Source organism: Gallaecimonas sp. GXIMD4217 (assembly GCF_038087665.1).
Lineage (GTDB): Bacteria > Pseudomonadota > Gammaproteobacteria > Enterobacterales > Gallaecimonadaceae > Gallaecimonas.
Genome location: NZ_CP149925.1, coordinates 1,289,048 through 1,306,455, shown reverse-complemented (window position 1 = coordinate 1,306,455; position 17,408 = coordinate 1,289,048). Strand labels below are relative to the sequence as shown.

Sequence of the window (17,408 nt, the reverse complement as noted above, 5' to 3'; positions counted from 1 at the left end):
GTTAACACTTGTTTCAGCACTGTAAAAGGTCCTTGACAGCACAAGCTAGTGCTGAAAGACTGCGACTGTCAAGTAAACTTGTCAACCCAGGGCCCCCTCTCCCCACGGGGTTGCGATGATCAAAGGAGATAAAAGGAATGCAAAGCTCATCATCGGTATGGTCGGCCCTGACCGACATCTTCGTTTCCCCCGGCGCCGCACTCAGGGGCGTGGACGAGCACAAGGGCTGGTCCTGGCTGCCGCTGCTGCTGCTGATCGGCCTGACGGCAGGCGCCATGATGCTGTACTTCAACCTGGTCGACTTCGACATCATGAAGGCCCAGTACCTGGACGTGGTCGCCGCCGAGGTCAGCCCCAATGAGCGCGAAGCCATGGAGAAATTCCTGACCAAGACCTCCATGATGGCTACCAGCGTCATCAACCCCCTGGTCATGTACCTGCTGATCTTCGCCTTCACCGCCCTGTGGCTGATGCTGGCCACCAAGATGGACCCGGAAAACACCCACGGCTATGGCGACTGGTTCGGCTTCTCCTGCTGGATCTACTTCCCCAATGTGCTGGCTGCCCTACTGCTGTTTGCCTATGTGCTGGTGGCCGACCCCATGCCGGGCATGCTGGATCTGAACCTCTTGTCCCTGAACAACCTGCTGCTGGATCTGGAGTTCGGCTCGACCTGGTACACCCTGGCCGAGAGCTTCAGCCCCATGACCTTCTGGTCCATCTTCCTGGCCGCCGTCGGCATCCAGGCCTGGACCCGCATCGACGCCGCCCGGGCCTGGGTCATCGCCGCCCTGCCCTCGGTGGTCATCTATGGCGTCTGGGCCCTGATCCTGCTCCTGAGTAACTGATCATGCGTAAACTCCTGATTTTCACCCTGATCCTGGCAGGCTTCGGCGCCATCCTCTACGCCAAGGCCGGCCGCGGCGAGCGCGGCGTGACGGTGACCACTGCCGAGGCCATGGTCCAGGACCTCAAGCGCTCGGTGCTGGCCTCAGGCCAGCTGGCCTACCGCGAGCAGGTGCAGCTGCGCTCCGAGGTCACCGGCACCGTGGATGCCGTGCTGGTGGAGGAAGGTCAGGCGGTCAGCAAGGGCCAGCTGCTGCTGACCCTGGATCCCCAGGCCTTCCAGGCCGAGGTGGACGAACGCCAGGCCTATGTGCGCCAGAGCCGCATCGCCATCGAACGCCAGAAGACCTACATCGACACCCTTGCCGCCCAGGTGGACCGCAAGATCCAGCTCTACGACAAGGGCCTGCTGGACACCGACGCCTTCGAGGCCGCCAAGTCGGAGCTGACCCTGGCCCGCATCGACCTGCGCGCCCGCGAGCAGGCGCTGATCCAGGCCGAGGCGGCCCTCAACAAGGCCCAGGAGCGGCTCACCAAGACCCGCTTCATCGCCCCCATGGACGGCGTCATCACCGCCGTGGACATCAAGGTCGGCGAGACGGTGATCCAGGGCACCACCAACGTCATCGGCTCCAGCCTGATGACGTTGGCCGATCCCTCCGCCATCCTCACCGAGGTGGAAGTGGACGAGGCCGACATCGCCCAGGTGGCCGAGGGCCAGAGCGCCAACATCTTCGCCATCGCCTTCCCGGACGAGCCCCTGGAGGGCAAGGTGCAGTCCATCGCCACCACGGCCCGCCAGGCCAAGGGCCGCCAGGGCCAGAGCTTCACGGTGAAGATCCTGCTGTCCGACCTCAAGGGCTTCGCCATCCGTCCCGGCATGAGCTGCCGCGCCGAGATCTTCACCGAGACCGCCGAGAACGCCCTGGTGGTGCCCATCGAATCGGTGCTCTACGACCCGGACGAACAGCCCTATGTGATGCGCATCCAGGACGGCGCCGTGGCCAAGCAACGCGTCAAGCTGGGCCTGTCCGACGACACCCTGCAGCAGATCCAGGACGGCATCCAGGCCGGCATGGCCGTGGTACGGGGACCGGCCCGGACCCTCAAGGGCCTGGCGGAGGGCGACCATGTCCGCGTCAAAGGCGACTAGCCTGCTCAGCCTCAAGGGGGTGACCAAGGCCTTCACCATGGGCACCGAGACCTTCTGGGCCCTGGACGGCATCGATCTCGACATCGCCCCCAACGACTACCTGGCCATCATAGGGCCGTCCGGCTCCGGCAAGTCCACCCTGCTCAACATCCTCGGCTGCCTGGACGTGCCCACGGCCGGCCAGTACTGGCTGGGCGGCGAGAACGTGGCCGCCCTGGATGCCAATGCCCTGGCCGGAGTGCGCAACCGCCAGATCGGCTTCATCTTCCAGAGCTTCAACCTGCTGCCCCGGGCCTCGGCCCTGGACAACGTGGCCCAGCCCCTGGTCTACCGCGGCATCGCCCCCAGGGCGCGCAAGGCCATGGCCCTGGAGGCCCTGGACAAGGTAGGCCTGGCCGACAAGGCCCAGCACAGGCCCAACCAGCTTTCCGGCGGCCAGCGCCAGCGGGTGGCCATTGCCCGGGCCCTGGTCACCAGGCCGGCCATCCTCCTGGCCGACGAACCCACCGGCAACCTGGACTCCCACACCACAACCGAGATCATGGCCCTGTTCGACGAGCTGCACGACAGCGGCCAGACCATCATAGTGGTGACCCACGAACAGGAGATCGCCGACCACTGCCAGCGGGTGATCCGGGTCAAGGACGGCCGGATCACCGCCGACAGCGCCATGGGGGATCTTGCCTGTGTCTAGCCTCCTTGTCGGTTTCATGGAAAGCCAGCGCGCGGCCCTCAAGGCCATCCGCGCCCACGGCATGCGTTCGGTGCTGACCGCCCTCGGCATCGTCATCGGCGTGGCCTCGGTCATCGCCGTGGTGGCCATAGTCCAGGGGCTGTCCGCCTCCATCAACAGCCAGTTCGAGGGCATGGGCACCAATGTGCTGACGGTGCAGCCCGACACCCCCCTCAAGGCGCAGCTGGCCGGCCGCTTCTCCCGGCTCACCGAGCGGGACTACCAAGCCATCCGCTACGAGATAGAAGGGGTGAGCCAGGTCACCGCCACCATCATGGTCACCGGCCGCGCCTCCTCCCTGAGCTACCAGGGCCGCAAGGCCATCTCCCGGGTGATAGGCACCGGCTATTCCTACCAGGATCTCTATTCCGTGTACCCTGAGCTGGGCCGCTTCTTCACCCGTGCCGACGAGCAGAGCCGGCGCCGGGTGGCGGTGCTGGGCGCCTCGGTGGTGGAAAGCCTGGACATCAAGGGCGAGCCGGTGGGCCAGTACCTGCAGCTGGGCAGCGAATGGTTCAAGATCATCGGTGTCATGGAAAGGCGCGGCGATCTGTTCGGCCTGGATCAGGACGACTATGTGCTGCTGCCCTACTCCACCGCCCGGGCCCTGCTGGGCGCCAACCGGGAGGCGGGCATGAGCATCAGCCTGCTGGTGGACGACATGGCCGAGATGGACAGGGTCAAGGAGCGCATCGCCAGCCTGCTCAGGCGCCTGCACGACCTCAAGGAAGACGACCGCGACGACTTCAGCCTGCGCACCGCCAAGCAGCTCCAGGACACGGTCGGCGCCATCACCAGCACCACCACGGCGGTGGCCGCCGGGGTGGTGGGGATCTCGCTGCTGGTGGGCGGCATCGGCATCATGAACATCATGCTGGTGTCGGTCACCGAGCGCACCCGGGAGATCGGCATCCTCAAGGCCCTGGGGGCCACCCGGGGCAACATACTGTTGCAGTTCCTCAGCGAAGCGGTAATGCTGTGCCTGCTGGGCGGGCTCATCGGCTTGGCCCTGGGCTACGGGGTGGCGCTCTTTGTCAGCCTCATGCTGCCCAGCCTGCCCGCCGCCACCGTGCCTGTCTGGGCGGTGGCGCTGTCGCTGGCCTTTTCCGTTGGGGTCGGGGTGCTGTTCGGGATCCTGCCCGCCTTCAAGGCGGCCAATCTCCACCCCATAGAAGCCCTGCGTTACGAATAGCAAAGGCCCGGCTCTGCCGGGCTTTTTATCAAGGAGAGTCTTGTGTCCCTGGAAATGCTGTTGGTGGACGCCTTCACCACCCGCGCCTATAGCGGCAACCCCTGCGCCGTCTTCTTCGATGCCGGCAACCTCAGCGAGAGCCAGATGCAGCGCATCGCCCAGGAGATGAACCAGTCGGAAAGCGCCTTCATCCAGAAGGTGGATGGCAACCATGTCCAGGCCCGTTACTTCACCCCGGGCGAGGAGATCCCCATGGCCGGCCACCCCACGGTGGCGGTCTTCCACGCCCTGCTCAGCACCGGCCGTCTCGACGCCGGCCAGCGCCGTTTTACCCTGGCCCTGCGGGCCGGCACCCTGGACATCGAGGTCAGCCGGGGCGACCAGCCACTGATCACCATGACCCAGCTGGCGCCCAAGTGGGGCCGGGACTACCCGGTCCCGGACGTGGCCACCGTCGTCGGCCTCAACGAGGACGACATCCGCGCCGACCTGCCGGTACAGACCGTCAGCACCGGTACGCCGCTGCTGATGGTGCCGGTCAAGTCCCTGGCCGCCCTGGAGCGGGCCAGCCTCAACCAGGCTGCCTACCAGGCGCTCTGGGACAGGGGCGACTTCTTCAGCATCCACCTGTTCGTGCCCCGGGGCATCAATGAAAAGGGCCAGACCTTTGCCCGCCACTTCGCCCTGGATCCCGACCCCACGGAGGATCCCTTCACCGGCTCGGCCACCGGCGCCATGGCCTGCTACCTCTGGCACCATGGCGAGCTGGACAAGCCGGCCTTCACCGCCCAGCAGGGCCATTGGCTGGGCCGCCCCGGCCAGGCCCAGGTGGAGGTGCTGGGCCAGCGCCAGGCCATCAGCGGCGTCAAGGTCGGCGGCAGTGCCGTGACCGTCATGGCCGGGCGCCTCGCGCTGCTGCCCTGAGCACGGCCTATACTAAGCCCCAGGGTAGAAAACACAGCCGGAGCAACCCCTTAGCTTCGGCTGGCTCGACTCGGGGGCCCCATGGCCGAGACAAAAACACCGTGGTCACAGACAGTGGCCGACACCTTTGAGCAGTTGGCCGCCCTGGCGCCGCGCCTGCTGACGGTGCTGCTGCTGTTGCTGCTGGGCTGGCTGTTGGCCCTGGTGCTGGCCCGGCTGAGCCGCTCCGGCGTCAGCCTGCTGCTGGCCTTCCTGCGCCGCACCCTGCCCAGCCTGTCCGGCGCCGACGGGCCCCTGCGCAGGGCCTATGCGCCCTTCGTCGGCCGGCTGGTGTTCTGGCTGGTGATGCTGTTCTTCCTGACCGCCGCCGCCCAAATCATGGAGTTCACCCTCTTCTCGGACTGGCTGGATCAACTGCTGCGCTACCTGCCGGTGCTGATCACCGGCCTGCTGATCATGGCCCTTGGCTACCTACTGGGGGGCGCCACCCGCTCCCTGATCCTGGACTCCGCCCTGGCCGGCCGGCTGGCCAACCGGGAGCTGCTGGCGCGGCTGAGCCAGCTCGGTGTGTTCTTCCTGGCGCTGGTGATCGGCGTCGAGCAGCTCGGCATCAATATCCACTTCCTCACCGACCTCTTGTTGCTGCTGCTTGGCGTATTGCTGGCCGGCGCCGCCCTGGCCTTTGGCCTGGGCGCCCGGGATCTGGTGGCCAGCGTCATCGGCATGCAGCAGCTGCGCCAGCATTGCCGCATCGGCGAGCGGCTGGCCCTGGCCGAGGGGGACGGCCTCATCATCGAGTTCACCGCCACCTGCGTGGTGCTGGAAACCGAGCAGGGCCGGCTCACCCTGCCGGGCAAGCTGTTCCTGAGCCAGTGCTGCCGGCTGCCCGGCCAGGAGGAGAACACCGATGGGCCTGGATGATCTGGAGCTGGCGCTGGCCTTCCTCAAGAGCGAACCCCAGGCCGCGGCACGCCGCCTGGAGGCCCTGGAGCCCGGCCAGAGCTGCGCCTTCCTCTGCCACTGCCCGGTCCGGGAGGGAGCCCGTGTGCTGGCGCTGATGCAACATGGCCCTGCCGCCCGGCTGCTGGTTCTGCTGCCGGACGACCTCAAGGCGCTTTATCTTCATCAGCTGAGCACCACCGAGCTGGTGGCGCTGCTGCGCCAGCTGCCCAAGCGCCAGGGGCTGCTGGCGCTGCTGTCGAGCCGCCGCAAGGCCGCCTGCCAGTTGCTGCTGCAATACGAGCCGGACAGCGTCGGCGCCTGGATGGACAGCGAGCTGGCCGTCGTCATGGCGGATCAGCAGGTAGCCCAGGCCCTGGCAGCCCTTGAAAGCCAGCCCAGTGCCGACCGCCTCTACCTGTGCGACCGCCAGCACCGCCTCCGGGGCATCCTCGCCCCCGGCCAGCTGCTGGGCCAGGCACCGGAGCGGCCGCTGCAGGCGCTGATGTCGCCACCGCCGGCCGGCCTCAGTGCCAGGACCCCCCTCAACACCGCCATGGCCAGCCCGCTCTGGCAGGACCACGACTGCCTGCCCCTGTACGGCAGCCGCGGCCACCTGATCGGCCAGCTCCACCACCACGAGCTGCTCAAGGCCCTGGGCCTGGGCACAGCGACCGGCCAGCAAAGATCCCCCTGGCTGGCGCAGCTTGGCCGCGCCTATGGCCAAAGCCTGCTGGCCCTGGCCAGAACCTTCGTCAGCCACTGACCGGGAGCCGAAGATGACCATAGCCCCCCTGGACTCGGCCATACAGCAGCTCAACCTGAGCTTTCTTACCGACCACCCTCGCAAGGCGGCCCGGGCCCTGGAGCGGCTGACGCCGCCGGTGGCCGCCGGGGTACTGGAAAGCCAACCGCCCCATGCCACCGTGCTGATCTGGCCTTACCTGGGCCAGGGCGCCGCCGTGGCCCTGCTGGTGGCACTGGCCCGGGACAGGGCCTGCCAGTTGCTGACACGGCTGGATCCGGCCCTGGCGGCGGCGCTGCTGAGCCGGCTGCAGGAGCAGGACAGGCAGGCCCTGCTGGAGGCCCTGCCCGCCAGCCAGGCCGGTGAGCTGCAGGAGCTGATGGCCTACCCCGCCGATACCGCCGGCCGGCTGATGACCCCCAGGGTGCAGACCTTCGAGGCCGGGCTCAGCGTCGGCGAGCTGGTCACCCAGCTCAGGGCCAGGGGCGAAAGCCGGGCCGAGAACCTCTATGTGGTGGACGAGAACCAGCTGCTGCTGGGCCACCTGGACGCCAAGCAGTTGCTGCTGGCCGAGCCCGACACCCCCCTTGGCGAGCTGATGGAGGAGATCCGCGTCACCGCCCAGGCCCTGGATCCCAAGGAGGACATCCTCAAGCAGCTGGGCTCGGTCAAGGCGGAGCGGGTGCCTGTCCTGGACGTGCACGGCCGGCTGCTGGGGGCCATTACCAGGGACAACCTGTTCCAGGTGGTCAAGGAGGATCTGGTCACCGACATCCAGACCATGGTCGGCGCCAGCCGCGAGGAGCGGGCCCTGTCGCCCAGCCTGTTCGCGGTGCGCAAGCGCCTGCCCTGGCTGCAGATCAACCTGCTCACCGCCTTCGCCGCCGCGGCCGTGGTCGGCGCCTTCGAGGGCATCATCGCCCAGTTCACCGCCCTGGCCATACTGCTGCCGGTGGCGGCCGGCCAGTCCGGCAACGCCGGCGCCCAGGCCCTGGCGGTGACCATGCGCGGCCTGACCCTCAGGGAGATCACCCCCAGGCACTGGCGCCAGGTGCTGTTCAAGGAGATGAGCACAGGCCTGCTCAACGGCATCGCCATCGCCCTGACCTGTGCCCTGGGCGTCTTCGTGTGGAGCCAGTCCCTGGGACTGAGCCTGATCATCGCCATCTCCATGGTGATCTCGCTGGTGGTGGCCGGCTCGGCGGGCGCCCTGGTGCCGGTGATGCTCAAGCGCCTGGGCCAGGATCCGGCCCAGTCCTCGTCCATCGTCCTCACCACCGTCACCGACATCGCCGGCTTCCTCTCCTTCCTGGGGGTGGCGACCCTGCTGTCGGGGATGCTGTCACCCTGAGCCGGAGTCCAAGATGAAGATCGGCATACTGTCACGCAACGCCCGCCTCTATTCCACCCGCCGCCTGGTGGAGGCCGCCAAGGCAAGAGGCCACGAGGTACAGGTGGTGGATGCGCTCAAGTGCTACATGGACATCACCGCCAACCAGCCCAGCGTCTTCTTCAAGGACAAGGGCGATGCCATCAAGCTGCAGTTCGATGCGGTGATCCCCCGCATCGGCGCCAGCATCACCCCCTATGGCTGCGCCGTGCTGCGCCAGTTCGAGGTGGCCAACGTCTATTGCGCCAACGAGTCCACCGCCATCACCCGCTCCCGGGACAAGCTCAGGGCCCACCAGCTGCTGGCCAGGAAGGGCGTCGGCCAGCCGGTGACCGCCTATGCCCACCTGGCCAACGCCACCGGCGATCTCATCGAGGCGGTGGGCGGCGCGCCGCTGATCGTCAAGCTCATCGAGAGCACCCATGGCGAAGGGGTGGTGCTGGCCGAGACCCGCAAGGCGGCGGAGACCATCATCAATGCCTTTCGCGGCCTCAAGGCCAACTTCCTGGTCCAGGAATTCATCAAGGAGGCCGGCGGCTCCGACATCCGTTGTTTCGTGGTGGGGGAAAAGGTCATCGCCGCCATGCAGCGCACCGCCCAGCCCGGCGAGTTCCGCTCCAACCTGCACCGGGGCGGCCAGGCCCAGCTGATCCGGCTGCGGCCGGAGGAACGGGCCCTGGCGGTCAAGGCCGCCAGGGTCATAGGCCTGACCGTGGCCGGGGTGGACATCATACGCTCCGCCCACGGCGCCCTGGTGCTGGAGGTCAATTCCTCCCCCGGCCTGGAGGGCATCGAAGGGGCCACCGGCAAGGACGTGGCCGGCACCCTTATCGACTACCTGGAAAAAGATATGCTAAAAGGGCCCAACAGGCTCAAAGGTAGAGGCTGAACATCGAGGATGATTTTGTGAACAACGACAAGCGCCTGGTCGGCGCCCTGGAGCTGTGCGATCTGCCCCAGCTGACCATCACCGATCTGCATGTACGGGTGGACACCGGCGCCCAGACCTCGTCCCTGCACGTGGACAACCTCGAGGAGTTCAGCCGCCAGGGCGACCTCTGGGTCAGCTTCGACATCCACCCCGACATCCACAACGTCGAACGCATCGTGCGCCGGGAGGCCAAGGTGCACTCGGTGCGCCAGGTCAAGAGTTCCAACGCCACCCGCCAGAAACGCTATGTGATCCTCACCGAGCTGTGCATGGCCGGCCAGTGCTGGACCATACAGCTGACCCTGACCGACAGATCCGAGATGACCTACCTGATGCTGCTGGGCCGGGAGGCCATGGTGGGCCGCCTTATCGTCGACCCGGAGCAGAAGTACCTGCTCAAGCCCGATACGGAATAGGGGCGGCCGCCGGCGCCGCAGCGGCCATCAAGCGCGCAGGCTGGCCCTGATCCTGTTGGGCTGTTCGAGGCAGGACAACACATCGATAATGGATTGACAGACCAGATCCGCCGCCAGCAGGGCATCGACACACAGGCCTTCGGCCTGCAACAGGGCCACTCCCAGGGCGCAGTCTTTCAGGATCTCACGGTCATTAAAGCCATTGCCCACACAGAGCGTCTCGTTTTTGCCCAGGGCGGACAGCACATCGGACTTTGTTCCATAGCGCTGCGATGTCGACAGGTTGACTACCTGGCAGTCGACCCCCGCCAGCTCGCGCTCGGCGGTGCCGTAGGTGTCCGCGGTCACCACATAAAAACGCAGGGACTTGGACAGCGCATTGATCTTGTCGGCAACGCCGGCAATCAATTTGCCGTCGATGGCGATGGTGCCGTTGAAATCCAAGATCACGTTGTTAATTTCGATGCTTTCCCGTCCCGGGATGCTAATCAGCACAATCAAGTTCCCTTACTGCTTTTTTCCATACGACAGCCCGTTGCCAGCGCCCCGTGGTGATGTGCCTGCTGGCCGAGCAGATGGTAACCCAAAACCAGTAGCGGCAGGCCAGCCCTTGCCAGGGCTAAGGGCGTTTAAAGCTCGCCCTGGCCTGCTCCACCCGGCTCCTGGTGACGCAGTCCGCCACATGGTCGTTAACCAGTCCCATGGCCTGCATGAAGGCATAGACGGTGGTCGGGCCCACGAACTTCCAGCCCCGCTTCTTCAGGGCCTTGGACAGGGCCACGGACGCGGGCGAACTCGACACCGTCTGGGGTTCTGCCAGTGCCTCGGCCCTGGGTTCGAAGCCCCAGAAAAAGGCGGCCAGGGAGCCTTCCTGTTCCCTGAGCTCCAAGGCGCGCCTGGCGTTGTTGATCACCGCCTCTATCTTGCCACGATGGCGCACTATGCCCGCATCCTGGAGCAGGCGCTCCACATCCCGCTCGCTGAAGAGCGCGACCTTGTCGATATCGAATTGGGCGAAGGCGGCCCGAAAGTTTTCCCGCTTGGCCAGTATGGTCCGCCAGCTCAGGCCGGACTGGAAGCCTTCCAGGCACAGCTTCTCGAAGAGGCGGTTGTCGTCTGCGACCGGGAAACCCCATTCCCGATCGTGGTACTCGAGGAATTCGGGCGCGTCCCCGCACCAACGGCAGCGGGGACGCGCATCCGGGCCTACGAAGTTGTTGGTCATGGTTATTCTCCTTGCACCTCGGTTCGGCCGGCCTCTTCCCTGTTGGTTGAAAACCTCAGCAACACCACGAACATCGCCATTCTCCTTGTCGTTTCGTCATTCCTTCACCGGATCCGGGCCACCAGCCAGTCGTTCTGGCGGACCACCTCGTTCCCGATAAAGGCATTGGCCAGGGTCGCTATGCCCTGGCTGCGGGCCTGTTCCTTGCCCGCGCCGTCACCCAAGATAGCAACGACGCAACATGCCCGCAAGATCGCAGCAAATCTTGTTGTTTTCGGTGAGATACAGGCTTTTCGTGCCGTTCCGGCCCTAGTCGCCATGGCCGCCCTCCTGCTCGCACACCGCCCTGACCGCCTGGAGCAGTTCGGGATCGGCGCCGCCGTCCTTGTAGGCCAGGCCGATGTCGGTCTGCAGCCTTACCCCCTTTATGGGCCGCAGCACCAGCTCCTCGGCCTTGCGGATCTCCGGCCAGTCGGGCAGCAGCGCGGCCCCTATGCCGGCGCTGACCAGTTGCCAGGCGTACTCTATGGTGCGGATGTTGGCCCTGGGCTGGATGGCCAGGCCGGCCTGTTTCAGCACCAGCTTCAACTGCTCCAGGACGGCGCAGGGGCTGCGGTTGACGAAGGGCATCTGGTCGAGCTCGGTGAGCCTGATGCTGGCCTGGCCGGCCTGGGACCAGTCCTTCGGAAGCGCCAGTTGGTAGCTGTCGCGCCAGATGGAGACAAACTGCTCATGCCTGGCCTTGGTCTCGGCCAGGACGATGCGGGCATCGCAGGGCTCCTGGGGATCCACCAGGGTCACCTCCAGGTTATCGATGCGCCTGTGGAGCTGCTTGAGCAGGCCGCTCATGCGCTGGGCGCCCAGGGAGCGCATCAGCCCCAGTCGCAGCGACACCGGCGTGGGCCCCTCGTTGAACATGTCGAGGATGCGCTGGGCCTGGTCGCCCATCTTCTTGGCCCTGGGATAGAGCCTGTCGGCGGCCTCGGTCGGCAACACCCCCCTGGCGTGGCGGACGAAAAGCCGGGTGCCCAGGGTGGATTCCAGCTGCAGTATGGCGGCGGTGATGGAGGGCTGGGAAACAAAGCAGGCCCGCGCCGCGGCGCTGACACTGCGCGCCTCGTAGACGGCCTGGAAATACCTCAGGGCTCTTAATTCCATAGGGGCTGGATCCACTGAAAAACGCCTTCAGCTTAGCGGCCCATTCGCTTGCCATATTGATCCAACGCAAGCTATAGCCTGGACCTATGGGCGGCATAAAAATTTAGTATTTCTCCCCTTTCACGGCCGGGACTAAGGTCAGTGCGTATTTATTCCAAAAACGGATACGCAACATGAGCACTGCCGAGTCGAATCAATCCATCGCCGTCAAGACCATTCCCGCCGAGAAGCAAAAAAACTACCTGGTGGTCGATGACGGCGACCTCGAAAGGATCCTGGACCGCTACGGCTACGGCCAGGAGATGCGGGATATCATCCGCTCGGAAAACCTGCTGCCGACCGGGGTATTGAGCCGCCTGCAGGCCGCCTATCCCCAGCACGCCGGTTTCCTGGAAACCCGGCCCTTCCTGTTCAACGACAAGGAGCATTACACCGGCCTGTCCGGCTTTCGCGAGGTCTGCGCCGTGCTCAGGGACAACGGCATCGAGCTGACCGACATCGCCGAACGGGAGCTGTTCGTCGAGGTCTACCGCTTCCTGGCCACCCGCCATTCCCTGAACAGCATCAACTGGGACAACTACCAGCAAGACTCCGTGTTCCAGCTGATCTTCCCGCAGCCGGGCATGATCAACGAGGAAACCACCAATGCCTACCTGAGCGCCGACACCGCTGCTGCCCGGACCCAGGTCGCCGTCGATTACATGGAAAAGACCAACCCCCACGACGGCAACCAACAGCTCAACAAGCCCTGGTTCGTCAACGACGAAGGCGAGGTGGAATTCCTCGACGGCAGCCAGCACAAATACCCGCAATGCCAGCTGATCTTCGACAAGACCACCCAGAACTGCTTCTCCTTCTGTACCTACTGCTTCCGCCACGCCCAGGTCAGGGGCGACGAAGACATGTTCATCCAGAAGGACATCCAGCAGATCCACGACTACCTGCGCCGTCACACCGAGGTGACCGACCTGCTGATCACCGGCGGTGACGGCGGCTACATGCCGGCCAGCCGGCTCAGGCAATACGTGATGCCCCTGATCACCGATCCCGACCTGCTGCACGTGAAGAACGTGCGCCTGGCCACCCGCGCCCTGACCTTCCTGCCGGAGATGATCCTCAGCGACAAGTACGACGACATGCTGGCGCTGTTCGACATCCTGCGCGACAACGGCATCCAGCTGGCCTGGATGGCGCACTTCTCCACCCCCCGCGAACTGCTCAACCCCAGCACCATTGCCGCCATCCGCCGCCTGCAGAACCACGGCGTGGTGATCCGCAGCCAGAGCCCGATCATGAACCATATCAGCCTGTTCGAGGACGACAGCGGCCGGGTGGACATCGAAAAATCGGCCCGGAACTGGATCGACCTGGCGGAGATCCTCGGCATGCTGAGCATCGGCTTCCACTCCATGTACTGCGCCCGCCCCACCGGCGAGCACCACTATTACACCGCGCCCCTGGCGGCGGTGGAGCAGATCTTCAACCGCATCTACCGCTCGCTGTCGTCCATCAACCGGCCGTCGCGGCACATCTCCATGACCATCTCCGCCGGCAAGCTGGCCATACTCGGCACCTCCATCATCAACGGCGAGAAATGCTTCGCCCTGAGGTTCACCGAGGCCCGCAACATGCAGTGGATGGACAGGGTCTTCCACGCCAAGTACGACGAGCAGGAAAACAAGGTCGACTTTTTGACGCCGTTCGATACCGAAAAATACTTTTTCGAGGACGAATTGGCACAGATCGAACAGGATCTGGCCGCCGCCCTGCAGCGCCAGCTGGCTTGAGAAACCCATTGCCCCCGCCTGATGCGGGGGCCCCTTGATGAGTTTGTTACCCTCATGATTGATAAACAGATAGCCTCCGCCGCCGAGGCGGTGGCCGACATCTTCGATGGCGCCACCGTGATGATCGGCGGTTTCGGCGAGGCCGGCAGCCCCATCGAACTGATCCACGCCCTGATCGACCAGGGCGCCAAAAACCTCACCGTGGTCAACAACAACACCGGCAGCGGCCACGTCGGCCTGGCGGCACTGATCGAGAACGGCCAGGTGGGCAAGATGATCTGCTCCTTCCCCCGCACCGCCAATTCCACCGTCTTCCCGGATCTGTACCGGGCCGGCAAGATAGCGCTGGAGCTGGTGCCCCAGGGCACCCTGGCCGAACGGATCCGCGCCGGCGGCGCCGGCATCCCGGCCTTTTACACCGCCACCTCCGTGGGCACCCCCCTGGCCGACGGCAAGGAGCACCGCCACTTCGGCGGCCGGGAATTCGTGCTGGAGCCGGCCCTGACCGCCGATTTCGCCCTGATCAAGTGCCAGCGGGCCGACCGTTACGGCAACCTCAGCTACAACAAGACGGCCCGCAACTTCGCGCCGATCATGGCCATGGCCGCCCGCAGGACCCTGGTGCAGACCTCCGAAATAGTGGAAGCGGGTGACATGGATCCCGAGCAGGTGGTCACCCCGGGCATCTTCGTCGACCGCATCGTCACCATCGCCGAGCCGCTGCAGGGATCCGTACTGGTGGCCGAAGGGAGATCCTACCCATGACCAACACAGCCCCAAGCGGCTGGAGCCGCGACCAGATGGCCCAGCGGGCCGCCCGTGACATTCCCGACGGCGCCTACGTCAACCTCGGCATCGGCATACCGGAGCTGGTGGCCCACCATGTGCCCGAGGGCCGGGAATTCATCTACCACACCGAAAACGGCCTGCTGGGCATGGGCCCGGCGCCGGCCCCCGGCCAGGAGGATCCCGAGCTTATCAACGCCGGCAAGAAACCGGTGACCGCCCTCCCCGGCGCCGCCTACTTCCACCATGCCGACAGCTTCGCCATGATCCGCGGCCAGCATATCGACGTCTGCGTGCTGGGCGCCATGCAGGTGGCCCAGAACGGCGATCTGGCCAACTGGTCCACCGGCACCGCCGACGCCATTCCCGCCGTGGGCGGCGCCATGGATCTGGTGTCCGGGGTCAAGACCATCTTCGTCATCACCCAGCACTGCACCAAAGACGGCAGCCCCAAGCTGGTGGCCCATTGCAGCTATCCGCTGACCGGCCGGGCCGTGGTCGGGCGCATCTACACCGACCTGGCGGTCATCGCAATCAGCGACCGGGGTTTCGAGCTGCTGGAGCTGGCCCCTGGCATCACCTTCGAGCAGGTGGCCGAGCGCACCGGCGCCCCCGTCTTCGACGCCCGAGGTAAGCACCATGACGCACGCTAAGAGCGCCGCCCTCTTTGAGCGGGCGCAGCGGGTCCTGCCGGGCGGCGTCAGCCGCAACACCATCTTCCGCCTGCCCCACCCGGCCTATGCGGACCACGGCAGTGGCTGCCGCGTCACCGACATCGACGGGGTGACCCGCATCGACTTCGCCAACAACATGGCCTCGCTGATCCACGGCCACGCCCATCCCCAGATCACCGAGGCCGTCATCGCCCAGCTGCACAAGGGCAGCGCCTTTACCCTGGCCACGGAAGTGGAGGTGGCCTACGCGGAGCTGCTGTGCAGCCGCGTGCCGGGCTTCGAGCAGCTGCGCTTCGTCAATTCCGGCACCGAGGCGGTCATGGCCATGGTCAAGGCGGCCCGGGCCTACACCGGCAAGGCGAAGATAGCCAAGGTCGAAGGGGCCTACCACGGCGCCTACGACTACGCCGAGGTGAGCCAGACCGCCTCCCCCACCACCTGGGGAGACCGGGACAAGCCGCTGAGCGTGCCGGTGGCGGCGGGCACGCCCCAGGGGGCCCTGGATGACGTGGTGGTCATCCCCTACAACGACGTGGCCAGGGCCAGGGCCATCCTCGACCGCCACAAGGGGGAGCTGGCCGCCATACTGCTGGATCCGGTGTCGCACCGGGTCGGCATGGTGCCGGCCTCCGACGCCTTCGTGGAGGCCCTGTACCAGTGGACCCGGGACAACGACGCCCTGCTGCTGTTCGACGAGGTGATCACCTTCCGCATCGGCTACGGCGGCGCCCAGCAAAGATACAAGGTGGCGCCGGATCTCACCGCCATGGGCAAGATCATCGGCGGCGGCTTCCCGGTCGGCGCCTTCGCCGGCCGCGCCGACGTCATGGCGGTGCTGGATCCCAGCCGGCCCAGGGTGCTGCTGCCCCATTCCGGCACCTTCTCCGCCAATCCGATCAGCCTGACCGCCGGCCTGGCCGCCATGAGCCTCTTCGACCGGGACGCGGTCGCACGGCTCAATGCCCTTGGCGAGCTGGCCCGGCAAAAGCTCGGCGACGCCATCGACCGGGTCGGGATCCGGGCCTGCGTCACCGGCGCCGGCTCCATGCTGCGGCTGCACCTGAAGGACAGCCCACCCGGCAACTACCGCGAGGCCTTTGCCGGCGAGGACGAGGCCAGGGGCATCAAACTGCTGCTGGACCACGCCTTCGAGCACGGCCTGATGCTGATCAACACCTGCTCGGCCATGCTGTCCACGGCCATGACCGAACAGGAGATCCTGACCCTGGCCGAGGTGCTGGAGGCCGGCCTGCGGCAGGTGCTGGCCGAGATCCCGTCACTGGCAAAGGAGAAATCATGAAAGACGTCTTTATCTGCGATGCCATCCGCACCCCTGTGGGCCGCTACGGCGGCAGTCTGGCCGGCGTCCGCGCCGACGATCTGGCGGCCCTGCCGCTCAAGGCACTGCTGGCCCGCAACCCGGGGCTGGATCCCGGCCACATCGACGACGTGATCCTCGGCTGCGCCAACCAGGCCGGCGAGGACAACCGCAACATCGCCCGCATGGCCGCCCTCTTGGCCGGCCTGCCCCAGGAAGTGCCGGGCCTGACCCTGAACCGGCTGTGCGGCTCCGGCCTCAACGCCGTCGGCAGCGCCGCCCAGGCCATCCTAAGCGGCGAGGCCGAGATCGTCGTCGCCGGCGGCGCCGAGAGCATGACCCGGGCCCCGCTGGTGATGGCCAAGGCCGAGACTCCCTTCGCCCGCGGCGCCGAGCTGTTCGACACCACCATGGGCTGGCGCTTCGTCAATCCGGCGCTGCAGGCGGCCCATGGCACCGACACCATGCCGAGGACGGCGGAAAACCTGGCCGAGGAGCTGGGGATCAGCAGGCAGGATCAGGACAGCTTTGCCTGTCGCAGCCAGCAAAAGGCCGCCGCCGCCCAGGAGGCCGGCTTCCTGGCCGAGGAGATAGTGCCGGTCGCCGTGCCCCAGCGACGGGGCGAGCCGGTGCTGTTCGACCAGGATGAACACCCCAGGGCCACCACCCTGGACAAGCTGGCGAGCCTCAAACCCATAGTCCATGACCGTGGCACCATCACCGCCGGCAACGCCTCCGGCATCAACGATGGCGCCGCCGCCCTGCTGCTGGCTTCGGCAGCAGGCGCCGAGCGTCAGGGCCTGACGCCGGTGGCCAGGGTGCTGGGCATGGCCGTGGCCGGGGTGGCGCCCAGGACCATGGGCCTGGGACCGGTACCGGCCACCAGGAAGCTGCTGGCCCGCCTTGGCCTGGACCTGGCAGACATGGACATCATCGAGCTGAACGAGGCCTTCGCCGCCCAGGCCCTGGCCTGCATCCGCGAGCTGGGCCTGGAGGACGACGACCCCAGGATCAACCCCCAGGGCGGCGCCATCGCCCTGGGCCATCCCCTTGGCATGAGCGGCGCCCGCCTGGTCACCTCGGCGCTGCGCCAGCTGCAGCGCAACCGGCAGCGCTTTGCCCTGTGCACCATGTGCATCGGCGTCGGTCAGGGCATCGCCCTGGTCATAGAGCGGCTCTGAGTCCATAGAC

Annotated in this window: 18 protein-coding genes; 15 read left to right on the top strand and 3 right to left on the bottom strand. The window is 66.3% G+C overall.

The features are described 5' to 3' along the window. Positions 1-137: 137 nt before the first annotated feature. The 10 genes from WDB71_RS06495 (at position 138) to WDB71_RS06450 (ending at position 9,269) form a co-directional block, all read left to right on the top strand. The gene (locus WDB71_RS06495) at positions 138-848 is read left to right on the top strand and encodes a YIP1 family protein (RefSeq protein ID WP_341503828.1); all 711 of its coding nucleotides are present in this window, start codon (positions 138-140) and stop codon (positions 846-848) included. Between the two features lie 2 nt (positions 849-850). Then, positions 851-1,999, top strand: a complete 1,149-nt coding sequence (locus WDB71_RS06490; protein WP_341503827.1) for an efflux RND transporter periplasmic adaptor subunit — start codon at positions 851-853, stop codon at positions 1,997-1,999. Continuing rightward, complete coding sequence (locus tag WDB71_RS06485; RefSeq protein ID WP_341503826.1) at positions 1,977-2,693, top strand: ABC transporter ATP-binding protein; 717 nt, start codon at positions 1,977-1,979, stop codon at positions 2,691-2,693. Before WDB71_RS06490 ends, WDB71_RS06485 begins: the two co-directional genes overlap by 23 nt. Beyond that, the gene (locus WDB71_RS06480) at positions 2,686-3,924 is read left to right on the top strand and encodes an ABC transporter permease (RefSeq protein WP_341503825.1); all 1,239 of its coding nucleotides are present in this window, start codon (positions 2,686-2,688) and stop codon (positions 3,922-3,924) included. The genes WDB71_RS06485 and WDB71_RS06480 overlap by 8 nt, the downstream gene beginning before the upstream one ends. Before the next feature lie 42 nt (positions 3,925-3,966). Beyond that, complete coding sequence (locus WDB71_RS06475) at positions 3,967-4,848, top strand: PhzF family phenazine biosynthesis protein (RefSeq protein WP_341503824.1); 882 nt, start codon at positions 3,967-3,969, stop codon at positions 4,846-4,848. Positions 4,849-4,962: 114 nt separating this feature from the next. Continuing rightward, positions 4,963-5,769: a hypothetical protein gene (locus WDB71_RS06470; RefSeq protein ID WP_341503823.1), complete on the top strand. Its 807-nt coding sequence runs from the start codon at positions 4,963-4,965 to the stop codon at positions 5,767-5,769. Beyond that, positions 5,756-6,553 (top strand): hypothetical protein, encoded by a 798-nt coding sequence (locus tag WDB71_RS06465; protein ID WP_341503822.1) that lies wholly within the window; start codon positions 5,756-5,758, stop codon positions 6,551-6,553. The genes WDB71_RS06470 and WDB71_RS06465 overlap by 14 nt, the downstream gene beginning before the upstream one ends. Before the next feature lie 13 nt (positions 6,554-6,566). Continuing rightward, positions 6,567-7,883, top strand: coding sequence for a magnesium transporter (locus tag WDB71_RS06460; protein ID WP_341503821.1), 1,317 nt, complete (start codon positions 6,567-6,569; stop codon positions 7,881-7,883). Between the two features lie 13 nt (positions 7,884-7,896). Then, on the top strand, positions 7,897-8,811 hold the full coding sequence (rimK, locus tag WDB71_RS06455) for a 30S ribosomal protein S6--L-glutamate ligase (RefSeq protein WP_341503820.1): 915 nt from the start codon (positions 7,897-7,899) through the stop codon (positions 8,809-8,811). A 17-nt stretch (positions 8,812-8,828) separates the two neighbouring features. Beyond that, positions 8,829-9,269, top strand: a complete 441-nt coding sequence (locus WDB71_RS06450; protein WP_341503819.1) for a RimK/LysX family protein — start codon at positions 8,829-8,831, stop codon at positions 9,267-9,269. Positions 9,270-9,296: 27 nt separating this feature from the next. Here WDB71_RS06450 and WDB71_RS06445 read toward each other — a convergent pair whose 3' ends face one another. The 3 genes from WDB71_RS06445 to WDB71_RS06435 all read right to left on the bottom strand — a co-directional run bounded on the left by WDB71_RS06445 (position 9,297) and on the right by WDB71_RS06435 (position 11,652). Beyond that, entirely contained in the window at positions 9,297-9,764 is a 468-nt protein-coding gene (locus WDB71_RS06445) for a hypothetical protein (protein WP_341503818.1), read from the bottom strand. Between the two features lie 124 nt (positions 9,765-9,888). Next, positions 9,889-10,494, bottom strand: coding sequence for a DNA-3-methyladenine glycosylase I (locus WDB71_RS06440; protein ID WP_341503817.1), 606 nt, complete (start codon positions 10,492-10,494; stop codon positions 9,889-9,891). Positions 10,495-10,803: 309 nt separating this feature from the next. After that, positions 10,804-11,652 carry a LysR family transcriptional regulator gene (locus tag WDB71_RS06435; protein ID WP_341503816.1) on the bottom strand — a complete coding sequence of 283 codons (849 nt, stop codon included), beginning with the start codon at positions 11,650-11,652 and terminating at the stop codon, positions 10,804-10,806. Positions 11,653-11,825: 173 nt separating this feature from the next. Here WDB71_RS06435 and WDB71_RS06430 point away from each other — a divergent pair, with 173 nt between their 5' ends. The 5 genes from WDB71_RS06430 to pcaF are packed head-to-tail and all read left to right on the top strand — an operon-like array spanning position 11,826 to position 17,398. After that, entirely contained in the window at positions 11,826-13,439 is a 1,614-nt protein-coding gene (locus WDB71_RS06430; protein WP_341503815.1) for a hypothetical protein, read from the top strand. Between the two features lie 54 nt (positions 13,440-13,493). Further along, positions 13,494-14,204, top strand: coding sequence for a 3-oxoacid CoA-transferase subunit A (locus WDB71_RS06425; protein ID WP_341503814.1), 711 nt, complete (start codon positions 13,494-13,496; stop codon positions 14,202-14,204). Continuing rightward, positions 14,201-14,878, top strand: a complete 678-nt coding sequence (locus WDB71_RS06420) for a 3-oxoacid CoA-transferase subunit B (RefSeq protein ID WP_341503813.1) — start codon at positions 14,201-14,203, stop codon at positions 14,876-14,878. Before WDB71_RS06425 ends, WDB71_RS06420 begins: the two co-directional genes overlap by 4 nt. Continuing rightward, complete coding sequence (locus tag WDB71_RS06415) at positions 14,865-16,199, top strand: aspartate aminotransferase family protein (protein WP_341503812.1); 1,335 nt, start codon at positions 14,865-14,867, stop codon at positions 16,197-16,199. Before WDB71_RS06420 ends, WDB71_RS06415 begins: the two co-directional genes overlap by 14 nt. Continuing rightward, positions 16,196-17,398 (top strand): 3-oxoadipyl-CoA thiolase, encoded by a 1,203-nt coding sequence (pcaF, locus tag WDB71_RS06410; RefSeq protein WP_341503811.1) that lies wholly within the window; start codon positions 16,196-16,198, stop codon positions 17,396-17,398. The genes WDB71_RS06415 and pcaF overlap by 4 nt, the downstream gene beginning before the upstream one ends. Positions 17,399-17,408 lie beyond the last annotated feature (10 nt).